We start from the raw sequence: 15,688 nt of genomic DNA, 5'->3' as shown, positions 1-15,688 counted from the left end.
AGCGAGCCCGACCGTATGGATGCCGGCGTCAGCGCAGGCCGAAGTGGTCGAGCTCGGCGTCGTCGAGCATCCGCGAGCGGATGAGGAAGCGCATGCCGGTCGGCCCCTCGACGCTGAAGCCCGCGCCGCGGCCCGGAACGACGTCGATCGTGAGGTGCGTGTACTTCCAGTACTCGAACTGCGATGCGGAGATGAAGACCTCGATGGGGTCGTCCAGCCCCACGTCGAGGTCGCCGAGTTTCACGTCCGACGGCCCGGTGAGGAACATCCCGACGGGGTAGCACATGGGTGCGCTGCCGTCGCAGCATCCGCCGGACTGGTGGAACATGAGCTTGCCGTGCTGCGCCGTGAGCTGGCGCAGGAGGGATGCCGCGGCATCCGTCACCGCGACCCTGCTGAGTGTGGTGGTCATGACCGTCCCGTTCTCCGCCGATACACGACCTGCCGCCCGAAACGCACGGGCGTCTGGGGCGGCAGGTCGTGTGTCGCCGATGTGTCTCGACTCAGAAGAAGCCCATCGCGCCTTCGGCGTAGGACACGAGCAGGTTCTTGGTCTGCTGGTAGTGGTCGAGCATCTTGAGGTGGTTCTCGCGTCCGATGCCCGACTGCTTGTACCCGCCGAACGCGGCGTGCGCCGGGTACTGGTGATAGGTGTTCGTCCACACGCGACCGGCCTCGATGCTGCGACCGGCGCGGTACATCGTGTCGGCCGACCGGCTCCACACGCCCGCACCCAGGCCGTAGAGGGTGTCGTTGGCGGTGTGGATGGCGTCGTCGAAGCCGTCGAAGCTGGTCACCGAGACGACGGGACCGAAGATCTCCTCCTGGAAGATGCGCATCGAGTTCTGTCCCTCGAACACCGTCGGTGCCACGTAGTAGCCACCGCTGAGCTCGCCGCCGAGGTCCACCCGCTCCCCGCCGGCGAGCAGCTTCGCGCCCTCGGCCTTGCCGATCTCGATGTAGCTGAGGATCTTCTCGAGCTGGTCGTTCGAGGCCTGGGCACCGATCATGGTGGCGGGATCGAGGGGGTTTCCCTGGATGATCTTGCCGACGCGCTCGAGGCCGTCGCCGAGGAACTGGTCGTAGATCGAGCGCTGGATGAGCGCCCGCGACGGGCAGGTGCAGACCTCGCCCTGGTTCAGCGCGAAGAAGGTGAAACCCTCCAGGGCCTTGTCGTAGTAGGCGTCGCGGTCGCGGGCGACATCCTCGAAGAAGATGTTCGCGCTCTTGCCGCCGAGCTCCAGCGTCACCGGGATGAGGTTCTGCGACGCGTACTGCATGATCAGCCGGCCCGTCGTGGTCTCGCCCGTGAACGCGACCTTGCGGATGCGCTTGTGCTGGGCGAGCGGCGCGCCCGCCTCGATACCGAACCCGTTGACGATGTTCACGACACCGGCCGGCAGCAGGTCGCCGATGATGTCGAAGAGGAACAGGATGGATGCCGGGGTCTGCTCGGCCGGCTTCAGCACGACGCAGTTGCCGGCGGCGAGCGCGGGGGCGAGCTTCCACGTGGCCATCAGCAGCGGGAAGTTCCACGGGATGATCTGGCCGACGACGCCCAGCGGTTCGTGGAAGTGATACGCGACGGTGTCTTCGTCGATCTGGCTGAGGGTGCCCTCCTGGGCGCGGAGCACACCGGCGAAGTAGCGGAAGTGGTCGATCGCCAGCGGGATGTCGGCGGCGAGCGTCTCACGGACCGGCTTGCCGTTCTCCCACGTCTCGGCGACGGCGATCTTCTCGAGGTTCGCCTCGATGCGGTCGGCGATCTTGTTGAGGATGTTCGCGCGGTCGGCCGGGGTGGTCTTCTTCCACGACTCGAACGCCTTCCAGGCGACGTCGACGGCGCGGTCGATGTCTTCCGCGGTACCGCGGCCGACCTCGGTGAACGGCTTGCCCGTGACCGGGGTGATGTTCTCGAAGTACTGCCCCTTGATCGGTTCGACGAACTCGCCGCCGATGTAGTGGCCGTACCGCGGACGGTACTCGGCGATGGCCCCGCGCTGGCCGGGAGCAGCGTAGACGCTCGAGACGCCCTCTTCGACGATGGTCATGATGTCTCCTTCGACAGTGCATGGTCCGCGGCATCCCCGCCGCGTTCGGATGCGCCGACGGTACGCACCGCAACGTTGCATCGCGTTGCATGGGCGGCGGGAGCCGCGGCATCCGCGTGGCATCCGCCGCGAGACACACGTTGCAAGCCGAGAAACCAGTGCGTGGGGTGTTTCTCGGCGTGCGCGTGGTTTCTCGTGGGTGGGCGGCGGGGGCGGGGGCGGGGCGGGGGCGGGATGCCGGGGTCAGTCGTGGCCGAGGGCGGCGAGCCAGCGGCGGGAGGCGTCGCGCACGGCGGCGGCGTCGCCCGCGGGAAGGAGCGCGACCAGGCGGTGCTCGTTGGCGAGGTGCGCCGTGAACGCGCGGTCGATGAGCTCGACGCCCTCGGGGGTGAGGCGCACGAGGCGCCGGCGGCGATCGTCCTCGGCATCCGCGCGGACGACGAGGCCGCGCTCGATCAGACGGTCGACCCGCTTCGTGAGTCCGCCGGTGGTGACCATCGTGTGGTCGGCCAGTTCACCCGCCGGCAGCTCGTACGGCGCACCGGCGCGGCGAAGCGATGCCAGGAGGTCGAACTCCGCCTCGCTCAGCCCGAACTGCGCGTAGACGGCGGTCAGCTCGGCCGTCAGCGCCGCGGCCAGGCGATGGACGCGGCCGATCACGCCCTGCGGAGAGGGATCGAGATCGGGGCGTTCGCGGCGCCACTGCTCCTGGATGAGATCGACGTGATCCTGCACACCCTCGACATTACCTTCCGTGGAAGCTATATTCTCTTCCATGGAAGATAAAAGGCGTCGCTGGGTGCTCGTGACGGCGATCGCCCCCGTCGCCTGGGGCAGCACGTACTTTGTGACGCGCCACCTGCTCCCGCCCGATACGGCCCTGTGGGGGGCGGTCATCCGCTGTCTGCCGGCGGGTCTTCTGGTGCTGCTCGTCACACGGCGCCTGCCACGCGGCGCCTGGTGGTGGCGCTCGTTCGTGCTCGGCGCCCTCACCGTCGGCGGCCTCAACGTCCTCGTCTACGTCGCCGCGCAGAGACTGGCGACGAGCCTGGCGGCGACGATCATGTCCACGTCTGCGGCGGCGCTGCTCCTGCTCAGCTGGATGATGCTCCGCCAGCGTCCGACTCTTCGGGCCGCCGGCGGTGCCGTCCTCGGCATCGTCGGCGTGATCGTCATGCTCCAGCCCGGTGGCGGCGATGCCGACGGGTGGGGCCTCGCGGCATCCGTCGTGGCGATGCTGTCATCATCGCTCGGCTTCGTGCTGACGAGGCGGTGGGGAGCCGACGTGCCACCCCTGACGATGACGGCATGGCAGCTCATCGCGGGGTCTCTCGTCGTGGCGCCCGTCGCGATCGTCGTCGAGGGAGCACCGCCGGCGCTCGACGGACCGGCGCTGCTCGGTTTCGCGTACATCATCCTCGTGGCGACGGCGGTCGCCTACGCCGCCTGGTTCACCGGTCTGTCGCGACTTCCCGGCGCCGTCGTCGGCGTGATCGGACTGCTCAATCCCGTGACCGGTGTGCTCCTGGGCGTCGTCGTCGCGCACGAGCCGTTCGGTCCCGCGCAGCTGCTCGGACTCGTGCTCGTGGTCGTCGGCGTTCTCGCCGGCATCCGCCCCGCCGGCCCCGCCGGCCCCGACGGACCGGCGCCTGCGCCCGCGGCGCCGCCGCTCGTCAGAGGTGAGCGTCGACGGCGCGCGTGAGCGCATCGAAACGGGGATTGTCGGCCAGGTCGTCCAGCAGCACGGCGCGACCGTCGGGTCCGGCCAGCGGGATCTGCCAGTTCGGGTACTCACGGTCGGTCCCGGGCTGGTTCTGCGCCCGACGCTCCCCGACGGCATCCACGAGCGCGACCCCGATCAGCTGCGCGGGGGATGCCGTGATCAGCACGTTCAGCGCCTCGATGACCTCCGCCTCGCCGGGCTCGTCGCCGATCAGTCCGCGTTCGCGCAACAGCGCCAGCATGCTCGCGCGCTCGGCATCCGCATCGGCGAGCTCCTCCTCGACCGGGCGGGTGAGCAGACCGAGGCGGGCGCGGAGGGCGACGTGCTCGTCGGCGAGGTAGCCGGCGGTCGGCGGAAGATCGTGCGTGTTGACGGTGGCCAGCAGCGAGCGGCGGTACTGCTCCGGCGGCCGGAATCCGTCGCCCTCGCGCTCGAACCACAGCACCGAGGTGGCGAGCACCCCGCGCGCCGACAGGTAGTCGCGCACCCAGGGCTCGACGTTGCCGAGGTCTTCACCGATCAACACGGCACCCGCGCGGTGGGCTTCGAGCAGCAGCACGCCGATCATCGCCTCGTGGTCGTAGCGCACGTAGGTGCCGGCGGCGGGGCTGAGCCCCTCGGGAATCCACCACAGCCGGAACAGCCCGATGACGTGGTCGATGCGCAGCGCTCCGGCGTGCCGCAGGAGCGTGCGGATCATGTCGCGCAGGGGTGCGTATCCGGCCTCGGCGAGCGCGCGAGGCAGCCACGGCGGCTGGTTCCACGTCTGCCCCTGCTGGTTGTACATGTCGGGCGGAGCGCCCACGGCCATGCCGGTCGCGTACATGTCGCGCAGCGACCACGCGTCCGAGCCCTGCGGATGCACCCCGACCGCGAGGTCGTGCATGATGCCGATCGCCATTCCCGCCGCCCGCGCTGCGGCCTGGGCGTCGGCGACCTGCTGATCGGCGATCCACTGCAGCCAGACGTGGAACGCGACCCGGTCCGCCAGCTTCGTCCGCAGCGCCGCCACCAGGGGTGAGCGGATGTCGTCGAGGTCGACCGGGCGCTCGCGGCCCGCGTAGTGCTCCTCCAGCGCGCACCACAGGGCGAAGTCCTGCAGCGGCTGGCCCTCGCGCGCGGCGAAGGCGTCGAGTTCGGCGCGCCGCGACGGCGAGAGCGGCACCGTGAAGATCGCGTCGAGCGCGAGCCGCTTGGCCGCCCAGACGGCATCGCGGTCGATGCGGTCGGCGTCACCGTCGGTCGACGCGACCGGTGCGCGAGCCGCCTCGACGACGGCGCGCTCGGTCGGGGTGAGCGCGGCGACCTCGCGGATGTGCTCCGGGCGGACGTAGAGAGGCGCGAGGAAGCGGCGGGTCGCCGGGCGGTACGGCGACGGCTCGATGGGGCTCGTGACCTCGGCCGCGTGCACCGGGTTGATGAGCAGGAAGTCGGCGCCGCGACGTCCGGCGATGGCGGCGAGGTCACCCAGATCGGCGAAGTCGCCGATGCCCCACGAGGCACGCGAGCGCACCGAGTACAGCTGCGCCATGAGCCCCCACCCGCGGTCGCGGCCGCGCCGCGCGGGCGGATCGGCCAGGCGATCCGGGGTGATGACGAAGGGGATGGATGCCGTACGGTCGGCCTCCGCCGCACCGAACGCGCGCTGCTCGGCACGCAGGGTGTGCCAGCCCAGCGGAAGGTCGGCGGGCACGGGTACCTCGACGCGCCAGCGCAGGATGCCGTCGACGAGCCGCGCCGCCGGACGCTGCTCCGGAATGGTCAGCTCACGCGTCCCAGCGTGTTCGAACTCGACGGTCAGCGCGACGTCGTGCCCGTCGTCGACGTGCACCCACAGCACGCCGACCCCGGGGCGGGTGACCACCGACGCCGGCAGCAGGTCGCGCCACACGCGCTCCTCCTCCGCGACGAGGGCCGCGCTGATCGCGGCATCCGTCCACGCGTCGATGCCCATCGCCGCCAGCACCGCCCGCAGAGTGGATGCCGGAACATGCACCCGGTCACCGAAGAACGACCAGTACTCCGTCGCGATGCCGAAGGCGCTCGCGAGTCGCACCAGGTCGGGCGTGGGCGCGTCGTCGGTCATGTCGATCCTCCCTCAGCGCCGCGCGGGCGTCTGCGCCCATCCTGGCACCCCGCCCCGGCCCCTGTCGTCCAGACCCGGCGCAGCCGGCTGCCCGAGCCCGGGTACCCCGCCGCCGGAACCCGGCGCGGCCGCGTGCACAACTCCGCCTCAACCCACGACCTCGCGCCCCCAGCCCGCCACCACCCCGGTTCAGGCGGAGTTACGCACGCCGGCACCGGGCGCCGGGCACCGGCGCCGCTCACCGCTCGAGCTTCTCCAACCGCGCGACGAGGCCGGCCCGTCGCGGCGAGCGCGCCGGCAGCATCTCGAGCGCAAGGCGTAGCACCTCGGCATCGTCGGCACCGTCGTCGGTGTCGGCGTACGCGAGCAGCACGTCGACGGAGGCCTCCGTGAGCAGGGCCTCGCGCAGGGCGAGGCGCACCGACTCGCGGAACTCCTCCACGCCGGGGGCGACCGAGTCGGGCAGCACGCGCCCGCGGTAGGCCGCGAGCGCGACGCGGTGCGCACCGCGTCCGAGCAGCGCGACCACCTGATGGGCGTCCGTGTGCAGCTCTGCCGTGAGGCGGTAGGGGCGGGATGCCGGCACCAGCTGCGGCGCCACCCGCTCCAGCACCTTGCGCAGGCGCACCAGCTCGGGTCGCAGCGTTCCCTCCGCGTCGTCCTCGCCGTAGACGAGCTGTCCGAGCCGCTCGGCGGAGAGTCCTTCGCGGTGCACGGCCAGCATGAGAAGGATCTCGGCGTGCCGAGCCGACAGCTCGGTCACCGTGACACTGTCGGGTCCGGCGACATCGAGGAGCGCCCGGTCGCGTCCGAGCACGCGCAGCATCGTCGTCGCGGTCGCCGCGGGCCGGCGCGCCCGCCGCGGCGCGGGAGGCTGGGCACGGGCGCGCAGCCGCCCCACGAGCAGCTCGGACTCGACGGCGCGGGCCGTCGCGTCGACGAGCAACTGCGCCTGCGGGGTGGCGGCATCGCTGTCGCCCGTGACGTCGATGACGCCGAGAACCCGGCGCGTCTCCGGATCGTAGACCGGCGCCGCCGTGCACGACCACGGTTGGACGAGGCGGTTGAAGTGCTCCGCCCCATGGATCTGCACCGAGCGCCCGAGGGCCAGGGCGGTGCCGGGCGCCGAGGTGCCCACCGCCTCCTCCGACCAGTTCGCGCCGGCGACGAAGCCCATGTCTCCGGTGAGGCTTCGCACCCGCCGGTCGCCTTCCACCCACAACAGCCGGCCGACGGCATCCCCCACGGCGACCACGACTCCCGAGTCGCTCTCGCCGCCCGGCAGCAGCAGGGCGCGGATCATGTCCATGGCTGCCGAGAGCGGATGCGCCTGCCGATACGCCTCGAGCTCTTCGTCGCCGAGATCGAGCGGCGGAAGCCCCTCGGCACCCACGAGGTGCGCGAGCGAGCGGCGCCAGGAGTCCTGCACGAGCGGGCGGATCTGACCCAGGCGCGGATCTCCGATGTTGCCGCCGACCAGCTCTTCGTGCGCGCGCTCGATCAGCAGACGCGACGTCTCTGGCGAGACCTCGCGGCGCGATGACCACGGCGAGGGCACGGCAACTCCGTTCGACGGTGAGGAGGTGCCGTCAGTCTAGATCGCGAGCCGCCAAGATTGCCCCGAGCCGCCAAGATTCGACGCGCGGGAGCAGGTCGGCTCGGCACGAACGTGGCGGCTCGGCGGGGAGAGATCGGCAGGGGGAGAGAGGGGTCAGCGGGCGGACCACCAGGCGCGCAGGCGCTGCTCGGCGGCATCCGCGCCGATCGGGCCCTCGTCCAGGCGCACCTCGAGCAGGAAGCGATACGCCTCACCGACCTCGCGCCCCGGCGGGATGCCGAGGATCTCCTGGATCCGGTTGCCGTCGATCTCGGGGCGGATGGCGGCGAGCTCCTCCTGCGATGCGAGCTCGTCGATGCGCCACTCGATGTCGTCGTACGCGCGGCGCAGGCGCGTCGCCTTCTTCGCGTTTCGGGTGGTCACGTCGGCGCGGGTGAGGATGTGGAGCCGTTCGAGCTGGTCACCGGCATCCCGCACGTACCGCCGCACGGCCGAATCGGTCCACGCGCCCTCGGCATAGCCGAAGAAGCGCAGGTGCTGCTCGATGAGCTGCGTGACCGCGGCGATGGTGTCGCCGTCGAAGCGCAGCGCCTGCAGGCGCTTGCGGGCCAGGCGAGCGCCCTTGACGTCGTGGTGGTGGAAGCTCACCCCGCCGCCGGGCTCCAGGCGACGGGTCGCGGGCTTGCCGATGTCGTGCAGCAGGGCGGCCAGGCGCAGCGTGGTGTCGGGGGCGGCGCCGGGATGGCGCGCGTGCTCGAGCTCGATGGCCTGGCGCAGCACGGTGAGGGAGTGCTCGTAGACGTCTTTGTGATGGTGGTGCTCGTCCACCTCGAGGCGCAGCGCGGGTACCTCGGGCAGGATCTCGCCCATCAGTCCCGTCTCGACGAGGATGCGGATGCCGCGCACGGGATCGTCGGTGGCGAGGAGCTTCACGAGTTCGGCCTGCACACGCTCGGGGCTCACGATCGCGATCGTCGAGCGCAGGCGCTCCATCGCCTCGAGAGTGGCCGGCGCGACCTCGAACTCGAGCTGGCTCGCGAACCGGGCGGCGCGCAGCATGCGGAGGGGATCGTCGCCGAAGCTGACGTCGGGGTCGCCCGGAGTGCGCAGCACGCCGGCGAGGAGATCTTCGACGCCGCCGGTCGGGTCGACCAGGGCGGGAACAGGCAGACGCAGCGCCATGGCGCCGACGGTGAAGTCGCGCCGGGCGAGATCGTCCTCGAGGCGGTCACCGAACGCGACGGTGGGCTTGCGGGTGAGCCCGTCGTAGCTGTCGGCACGGTAGGTGGTGATCTCGACCTGCTCGGAGGTGCCGGACGGGCCGGGAACCTTCGCACCGATGGTGCCGAACGCCCGTCCTATGTCCCACGTCGCGGTCGCGAGGGGCTTGACGATCCGCAGGATGTCGTCGGGGCGGGCGTTGGTCGTGAGATCGAGATCGTGGGTCGGACGTCCCAGCAGCGCGTCGCGCACCGGACCGCCGACGATCGCCAGTTCGAACCCGGCCTGGGCGAAGGCGGCACCGAGGGTCGCCATGATCGGCGAGGTCGCGAGCGACCCGAGCCGGTCGAGGCCTTCGGCCATGTTGAGCATGGTTTCCAGCCTACCGGCGCACCCTCGTCACCCCCGGGTTCACGCCAGGCGCAGCATCCCGATGAAGACGAGTTCGCGCACCCGCGGCAGCAGGTCGGCACGAAGCGCCGCGGCATCCACCTCGAGCAGTTGCGCGATCGCGTCGGAGAGCTGACCGACCGTGAGCTCGCCGTCCGCGGCGCCGACGAGAGCGGCGAGGGCGGGGTCGACCTCGACGGTGCGCGCGAGACCGCCGCCCTGTCGCAGCTCGATGACGCTCGGGGCTTCGGCGCCGGGCAGATGATGACGCGCCTCGGTGACGTCCTCGGCCACGATCGGGCGCGCGGCGGCCAGCGCCGCGTCATCGAGCTGCTCGAGCGCGTCGAAGGCGGCGAGCGCCGCTCCCAGGTGCACGCCGAGGGCGCGATCGTCGGGCAACGGGTGCGTGACGCGCTCGTATCGGGCGAGCGCCGCGATGGCGGATGCCGGGCGCCGGAGCACCAGGTAGCCGAAACCGACCGCGTCGACCTCCCGTGCGGCGAAGTCGGCGAGCCACGCATCGACCAGCGCCGCGTAGCCCGGCGTCCCCGGTGCCGTGCCGCCGTCGCGAACCCACAGCTCGGCGTACGCCAGAGGGTCGAGACGTTCCCGCTCGATCACCCAGGCCTCCAGCGGCACCGGCGAGGCGGCGATCCATTCGCGGACGCGCTGCAGACCGTCCTTCCCCGCGCGGTACTCCCAGTTGCCCAGCAGCTGCGCGGTGCCGCCCGGCGCGAGCACCGCGCCGACCCCCGACACGAAGGCTGCGACGAGGTCGTCGCCGGCGTACCCGGCATCGCGGTACTCGTATTCCGGCACGCCCGCGACGCGCGGGGTGATGACGAACGGCGGGTTCGAGACGACACGGTCGAACTGCTCACCTGCGACCGGTTCGAAGAGGCTGCCGCGACGGGTGTCGATGCCCCCCACCTCGTTGAGCAGCGCATTGATGCGGGTGAACTCCAGGGCGCGCGGCGAGACGTCCGTGGCGACGATCGTCGGCGGGGCGGGCTGAGTGCGCAGGGCGAGGTGGGCGCGCAGGGCCTGGATGCCGCAGCCCGTGCCGACGTCGAGAACCCGCCCGGCGGGCGTGGTCAGCTGCAGACCGGCGAGTGTGAGGGAGGCACCCCCGACGCCGAGGACGTGGCCCGTGGGCAGCGGTCCCCCGAGCGCGGCCTCGTCGAGGTCGCTGGCGATCCACCATTCGGCGTCGTCGGGAGCGCCCGCGACGTCCTGGGGACGCACGAGAACCGTCGGCGCGACGGCATCCCCGTCGATCCGCGCGAAGCCGAGGTCGACCAGCCCCTGTGCTCCGAGCATCGGCAGGGCGCGCGCGACGGCAGCACGGTCGGTCGCCACCCCGAGGTACAGCAGGCGCACGAGGGCGGCAAGCGCGTCACTGCGCGGTGCCAGGGCCGCCAGAGCCGGTCCGTGCAGCCCGTGGCCGACAGCGGTGTCGGCGACCGGGCCCCACAGTGATCTGACGGCGTCGGCGCGGTAGCCGGCGGCGGCGAGGTCGCGGCGCAAGGCGCTGATGAGCGCGGGGTCGGGGTTCAAGGTGGGCTCCACAGCATCCCATCCTCACGCACGCCGGTGCGGGACGCCGCACTCGGCGAGGCGACGGATCGCGGCGATCGCGGCCGGTCACGGGCTGCCCACAGCACGAGGACCCTAGAATCACAGCTGATCGTGCGGTCAGGCATCGCACAGGAGCCGATTCCCGCTATGACTGTGTCTTTCCCCGCCGCCGCGCGCCGACCTCCCGACGGAGTGCGCGGCCGTCGTCGTCGCACGATCATCGGCGCGGCGCGGCGAGGGCTGCGAGCCGCCGTGCTGCTCGCGGCGTCGGCCGGGATGGCGCTCGCGATCGTCGCCGCCCCCGCGCCGGCTCCCGCGGATGCCGCGACCGGTGCCCCGGAGCCCTCCGCAACTCCGAGCGCCACCGACGCCGCGGATGCCGCAAATCTGTCGGTCGTCGTCGCCCCGGCCGGCAACGGCGTGGTCAGCACGACGGTCGTCTCCGTCGCGGTCGCCGTCTCCAACACCGGCGACGCCCCAGCGGCGAGCGGAACGATGACCATCGCGCTGAGCCGATCGCCGCTGGCCACCAGCGCCGAGGTGACGAGCTGGCTCGACGCCCAGACGGTCGCCGACACGACCGTCTCCTCCGTACCGGTCACCGCCGTCGTCGCGCGCGGGACCGCGACGGCGACAGCGGCGGTCGATCTCGGCGCGCTGGGCGCGCTCGCCCCCGGGGTCTACCCGCTGAGCGCCGCGTACTCCTCCCCGACCACCGGCACACAGCCGCTCGTCGCGCACAGCGTGCTGACCGTGCCCGATGCCGCGTCCGCCGCGAGCGGTGTCGGCGTCGTCGTGCCGATCACCGCTCCGCCGACCACCACCGGCCTGCTCAGCGCGGACGACCTGAAAGCGCTCACCGCCGACGACGGTGCCCTGCGCACGCAACTGAACGCCGTGACCGGTACGCCGGCGATCCTCGCCGTCGACCCTGCGATCCCCGCGGCCATCCGCGTCCTGGGCTCGGCCGCACCGGCATCGGCGCGGCAATGGCTCGCCGACCTGCTGGCTCTGCCCAACTCCCGCTTCGCTCTGCAGTTCGGTGATGCCGACCTCGCCACGCAGATCGCCGCCGGCCTTCCCGCGCCTCTGCGTGTCTCCAGCCTCGATCCCTTCATGTCGGCGCGGAACTTCACCTCCACCGCCGTAGCCGCCGGCGCAAGCCCCACAGCGACCCCCGCGCCCGACGGGCGCACGCTGCCCACCCTCGACCAACTGCTCGACATCGGCACGGCGCGCGCCAATGTCTTCTGGCCCGCGACGGGCTCGGCCACCGCGGGTGTCGTCGCCGCACTGCAGAGCGCGCCGGGTGCCTCCGCCTCGACCGAGCCCGCTGCGATCACGCTCGTGGGCACGAGTGCTCTCAGCGGTGCCGTCGGGGCACGAGCGGATGCCGCAGGCGCCGGCATCCTCGCCTACGACGACGGTGCCTCCCGCGCGCTGCGCACCGCCTCGCTCGCCTCCGACCCTGTACACCAGGGCGCCGGTCTCGCGGCCGCCTCCGCCTACGCGAGCGTCGCCACACGGGGTGCCGCCTCCTCGGCGCCGCTGCTCGTCGTCGTCGACCGGGCGACCGGACGGTCGACGACGGGCCTGCGGGCCGCGATCGCCGCGGCATCCTCCCTGGCCGGGCGCACAGCCTGGGATCTGGATGCGCTGCTGGCGGCTTCGGCGACGGCGGTCTCCGTCACCGGAGGCGACGCGGCGGATCCGACACGCGTCGATGCCCTGCACGATCTGCTCGACCAGGAGAACCGCGTCGCCGCGTTCGCCACCGTGCTCGCCGATCCGACGCTTCTCACCGCGCCCGACCGGGCGGAGATCCTGCAGCTCCTGGGCAACGTGTGGCGTGCGGCACCCGATCAGTTCGCCAGCGCACTGTCGGATCATCGCGATGCGACGAGCACGACCCTGGGGTCCGTGGCGATCGTGCCCCCGAGCGACATCACGCTGCTGGCCTCGTCGGCGCCGCTGACCTTCTCGGTGCGCAACGACCTGCCGTGGCCGGTCACACTGACCCTGACCGCCGCCCCCAACGACCCGCGCCTGATCGTGCAGAAGACCGCTGACGTGTCCGTGGGCGCCGCCCAGAGCACCCGCGTGCAGGTTCCCGTGCAGGCGCGCGTGGGCAGCGGCGAGTCGACTCTCGACCTGCAGCTGCGCAGCTCGGCCGGTGTGGAGATCGGCGCCCGGGTGCGCGTCGCGGTGTCGGTGCGCGCCGAGTGGGAATCGGTCGGCATCACCGTCATGTCGGTGCTCATCGGCGCGATGCTCGTGCTCGGCGTCGTCCGCACGGTGCGGAAGATGCGCCGCCGGCGCACCGCCACCGCCGCGGCGGCGCAGACCCCCAGAACAGAGGACGTCGATGGCTAATCTCGGTCGCGCGAGCGCCATCATCGGAGCGGGAACGCTGTTCTCCCGGGTCACCGGACTGGTGCGCTCTCTCGTGCTCGTCGCCGTGATCGGCTCGTACGGCAGTAAGGCCGCCGACGCTTTCAGCATCGCGGCGCAGCTGCCGACGAACGTGTACGAGCTCCTCGCCGCCGGTGTGATCACCGGCATCCTCGTCCCGCAGATCGTGAAGGCCGCCGCGCACAGCGACGGCGGCTCACGGTACGTGTCGAAGCTGCTGACCCTCGGCAGTGTCGTGCTGGTCGCGGCAACGGCCCTCATGATGGCGCTGGCGCCCGCGCTGATCTGGCTCTATACGGATGGATGGAACGGCACCCAGAAGGGTCTCGCCGTCGCCTTCGCCTACTGGCTGCTTCCGCAGCTGCTGTTCTACGGCCTGTTCGCCCTCCTCGGCGAAGTCCTCAACGCGCGAAAGGTCTTCGGCCCCTACAGCTGGGCTCCGACCGTGAACAACCTGGTCTCGATCGCCGGATTCGGGGTGTTCCTCCTGGTCTTCGGAGGTCCCTTCACCGCCGTCGCGGACTGGGATGCCGGAATGATCGCGCTTCTCGGCGGAACCGCCACGCTGGGCATCGCGATGCAGACGTTCGTGCTCCTGCTGTTCTGGAAGCGCACGCGGCTGCACATCCGACCCGACTTCGGATGGCGTGGCATCGGCCTCCGACACGTCGGCACGCTCGCATGGTGGACGTTCCTCGCCGTGGTCGTCGGCCAGCTCGCGGGAATCGTGCAATCCCGCGTCGTCACACAGGCGTCCGGCGAGGCGAGCGTCACCGTCATGGTCTACGCGTGGCTCATCTTCATGCTCCCGCACTCGATCGTCGCGATGTCGATCTCGACCACGTACTTCACGCGGCTCGCCGAGGAGGTCGCCGCAGGGCGGCTCGATCGCGTCGCTCCCAACCTCGACGAGTCCATCCGCGCCATCGCGCTGTTCGGGTTCGGATTCACGGCCGCGATCGGCGCGGCATCCGTCCCACTCTCCCGCGTGTTCACGACCGACTCCGACGGTGCGGTCCCGATGGCGTGGGTGCTGTGCGGATACCTCATCGCGCTGGTGCCGTTCGGTGTGCTGCTGATCATCCGCCGGGCGTTCTTCGCCTTCCAGGACACCCGCACGCCGTTCGTCTTCTCCTTCGTGCAGGCCGCTCTCGCCGCCCTCGGCGCCGCAGTCGCGGCGGTCGCAGTCGCAGCGGGACTGCTGCCGTTGGCCTTCCTCGCCGCCACCGTCGCCTTCACGCAGTCGCTCTCGACGTACGTGCAGCTGCCGGTCGCGCTGCGCCTGCTGCGCCGACACACCGACACGACCGCTCTGCGCACGACGTGGAGGGCGCTCGGCCGCTTCGCCGTCGCCGCCGTCCCCGCGTTCGGCGCGGGATGGGCCGTGTTCCTGCTGGTGGGTGGACCTGCGGGCTGGACCGTGTCCGACCGACTGCTCGGGGCGATCGGCGGCGGCCTCGTGGGCGCGGCGTCGCTGGTCGTCTACATCGCCGCTCTGGCGCTGCTGCGCACCCCTGAGCTCGCGATCGCGGGCCGACTCGTGCGACGCCTCACCGGCCGCTGACCGGCGGCGCGGAATGCCGCGCGGTTAGCATGGGTTGCACGCACTGGAGCCCGACAGGGGCTCGTGCGGAAAGGGAAGAGCACGTGCGACAGGTCATCATCATCGGTTCCGGCCCGGCCGGATTCACCGCCGCCATCTACGCGGCGCGGGCGAACCTCTCCCCCCTGCTGATCGCGAGCTCGGTCGAGGCCGGCGGCGAGCTGATGAACACCACCGAGGTGGAGAACTTCCCCGGGTTCCCCGAGGGCATCATGGGTCCTGACCTCATGGCGAAGATGCAGGAGCAGGCGGAGAAGTTCGGCACCGAGGTCGTCTACGACGATGTCGTGAAGCTCGAGCTGACCGGCGACGTCAAGAAGATCGTGCTCGGCAGCGGCGCCGAGCACGAGGCCGAGAGCGTCATCTTCGCGACGGGTTCCGCCCCGCGAAAGATCGGTATCGAGGGCGAGTCGCGACTGTCCGGTCACGGAGTGTCGTACTGCGCGACCTGCGACGGCTTCTTCTTCCGCGAGCAGGCCATCGCCGTCGTCGGCGGCGGGGACTCCGCGATGGAGGAGGCGACCTTCCTCACCAAGTTCGCCTCGAAGGTGTACGTCATCCACCGTCGCTCGGAGCTGCGGGCCTCCAAGATCATGCAGGAGCGAGCCTTCGCGAACGAGAAGATCGAGTTCGTGTGGAACAGCGAGGTCGTCGACGTCCTCGGTGGCGATGCGGTCTCGGGACTGCTGCTGCGCGACACGGTCGACGGCACCGAGCGCGAACTGGCGGTGACCGGTGTCTTCGTCGCGATCGGCAACGACCCGCGCACCCATCTCGTGCACGATTCGCTGCGACTGACCGAGCACGGCACCATCTGGGTCGACGGTCGCTCCTCCCGCACGTCCGTGCCCGGGGTATTCGCCGCCGGCGACGTCGTCGACCCGATCTATCGCCAGGCGGTCACCGCTGCCGGCAGCGGCACCGCCGCGGCCCTCGACGTCGAGCACTACCTCGCCGCCCGCGGCGATGCCGGAGCTCCCGAGACGGATGCCGCCGAAATCGACGGCCTCGAGCAGGTCGCCTGACCGACGCCACGCGGGCCGGGTCGGGAACATCCCGGCATCCT

Annotated in this window: 11 protein-coding genes; 4 read left to right on the top strand and 7 right to left on the bottom strand. The window is 71.6% G+C overall.

Annotated elements, in window-relative coordinates:
- Positions 1 to 28: 28 nt before the first annotated feature.
- The 3 genes from ACT53O_RS04705 to ACT53O_RS04695 form a co-directional block, all read right to left on the bottom strand.
- The gene (locus ACT53O_RS04705) at positions 29 to 412 is read right to left on the bottom strand and encodes a DUF779 domain-containing protein (protein ID WP_036319524.1); all 384 of its coding nucleotides are present in this window, start codon (positions 410 to 412) and stop codon (positions 29 to 31) included.
- A 91-nt stretch (positions 413 to 503) separates the two neighbouring features.
- The gene (gene exaC / locus ACT53O_RS04700; RefSeq protein ID WP_036319523.1) at positions 504 to 2,051 is read right to left on the bottom strand and encodes an acetaldehyde dehydrogenase ExaC; all 1,548 of its coding nucleotides are present in this window, start codon (positions 2,049 to 2,051) and stop codon (positions 504 to 506) included.
- Between the two features lie 243 nt (positions 2,052 to 2,294).
- Entirely contained in the window at positions 2,295 to 2,786 is a 492-nt protein-coding gene (locus ACT53O_RS04695) for a MarR family winged helix-turn-helix transcriptional regulator (RefSeq protein ID WP_476151478.1), read from the bottom strand.
- Positions 2,787 to 2,826: 40 nt separating this feature from the next.
- Between ACT53O_RS04695 and ACT53O_RS04690 the strand changes: the two genes are divergently transcribed.
- A complete protein-coding gene (locus ACT53O_RS04690; protein ID WP_476151477.1) occupies positions 2,827 to 3,753 on the top strand; it encodes a DMT family transporter in 927 nt (308 codons plus the stop codon).
- Here ACT53O_RS04690 and malQ read toward each other — a convergent pair.
- The 4 genes from malQ to ACT53O_RS04670 form a co-directional block, all read right to left on the bottom strand.
- Complete coding sequence (malQ, locus tag ACT53O_RS04685; protein ID WP_476151476.1) at positions 3,725 to 5,860, bottom strand: 4-alpha-glucanotransferase; 2,136 nt, start codon at positions 5,858 to 5,860, stop codon at positions 3,725 to 3,727. The two genes, ACT53O_RS04690 and malQ, sit on opposite strands and share 29 nt — an antisense overlap.
- Before the next feature lie 238 nt (positions 5,861 to 6,098).
- Positions 6,099 to 7,418, bottom strand: coding sequence for a GAF domain-containing protein (locus tag ACT53O_RS04680; protein WP_476151475.1), 1,320 nt, complete (start codon positions 7,416 to 7,418; stop codon positions 6,099 to 6,101).
- A 153-nt stretch (positions 7,419 to 7,571) separates the two neighbouring features.
- Positions 7,572 to 9,011, bottom strand: coding sequence for a CCA tRNA nucleotidyltransferase (locus ACT53O_RS04675; protein ID WP_476151474.1), 1,440 nt, complete (start codon positions 9,009 to 9,011; stop codon positions 7,572 to 7,574).
- A 39-nt stretch (positions 9,012 to 9,050) separates the two neighbouring features.
- Entirely contained in the window at positions 9,051 to 10,598 is a 1,548-nt protein-coding gene (locus ACT53O_RS04670; protein WP_476151473.1) for a DUF7059 domain-containing protein, read from the bottom strand.
- A gap of 156 nt (positions 10,599 to 10,754) precedes the next feature.
- Between ACT53O_RS04670 and ACT53O_RS04665 the strand changes: the two genes are divergently transcribed.
- From ACT53O_RS04665 to trxB, 3 genes are all read left to right on the top strand, one after another.
- A complete protein-coding gene (locus ACT53O_RS04665; RefSeq protein ID WP_476151472.1) occupies positions 10,755 to 12,980 on the top strand; it encodes a DUF6049 family protein in 2,226 nt (741 codons plus the stop codon).
- The gene (gene murJ, locus ACT53O_RS04660; RefSeq protein WP_135949985.1) at positions 12,973 to 14,583 is read left to right on the top strand and encodes a murein biosynthesis integral membrane protein MurJ; all 1,611 of its coding nucleotides are present in this window, start codon (positions 12,973 to 12,975) and stop codon (positions 14,581 to 14,583) included. The genes ACT53O_RS04665 and murJ overlap by 8 nt, the downstream gene beginning before the upstream one ends.
- Before the next feature lie 83 nt (positions 14,584 to 14,666).
- Positions 14,667 to 15,647 (top strand): thioredoxin-disulfide reductase, encoded by a 981-nt coding sequence (gene trxB, locus ACT53O_RS04655; protein ID WP_036319516.1) that lies wholly within the window; start codon positions 14,667 to 14,669, stop codon positions 15,645 to 15,647.
- The last annotated feature ends 41 nt before the right edge of the window (positions 15,648 to 15,688 follow it).

Source organism: Microbacterium sp. DMC48, from assembly GCF_056313825.1.
The sequence above is the reverse complement of the archived record's forward strand: the minus strand, read 5'-3'. Positions and strand labels throughout refer to the sequence as shown.

Bases quoted from the DNA above. Each gene is read 5' to 3' on its own strand.
- ACT53O_RS04705 (WP_036319524.1), bottom strand. From the start codon at position 412: ATGACCACCACACTCAGCAGGGTCGCGGTGACGGATGCCGCGGCATCC.
- exaC (WP_036319523.1), bottom strand. From the start codon at position 2,051: ATGACCATCGTCGAAGAGGGCGTCTCGAGCGTCTACGCTGCTCCCGGC.
- ACT53O_RS04690 (WP_476151477.1), top strand. From the start codon at position 2,827: ATGGAAGATAAAAGGCGTCGCTGGGTGCTCGTGACGGCGATCGCCCCC.
- malQ (WP_476151476.1), bottom strand. From the start codon at position 5,860: ATGACCGACGACGCGCCCACGCCCGACCTGGTGCGACTCGCGAGCGCC.
- ACT53O_RS04675 (WP_476151474.1), bottom strand. From the start codon at position 9,011: ATGCTCAACATGGCCGAAGGCCTCGACCGGCTCGGGTCGCTCGCGACC.
- ACT53O_RS04665 (WP_476151472.1), top strand. From the start codon at position 10,755: ATGACTGTGTCTTTCCCCGCCGCCGCGCGCCGACCTCCCGACGGAGTG.
- murJ (WP_135949985.1), top strand. From the start codon at position 12,973: ATGGCTAATCTCGGTCGCGCGAGCGCCATCATCGGAGCGGGAACGCTG.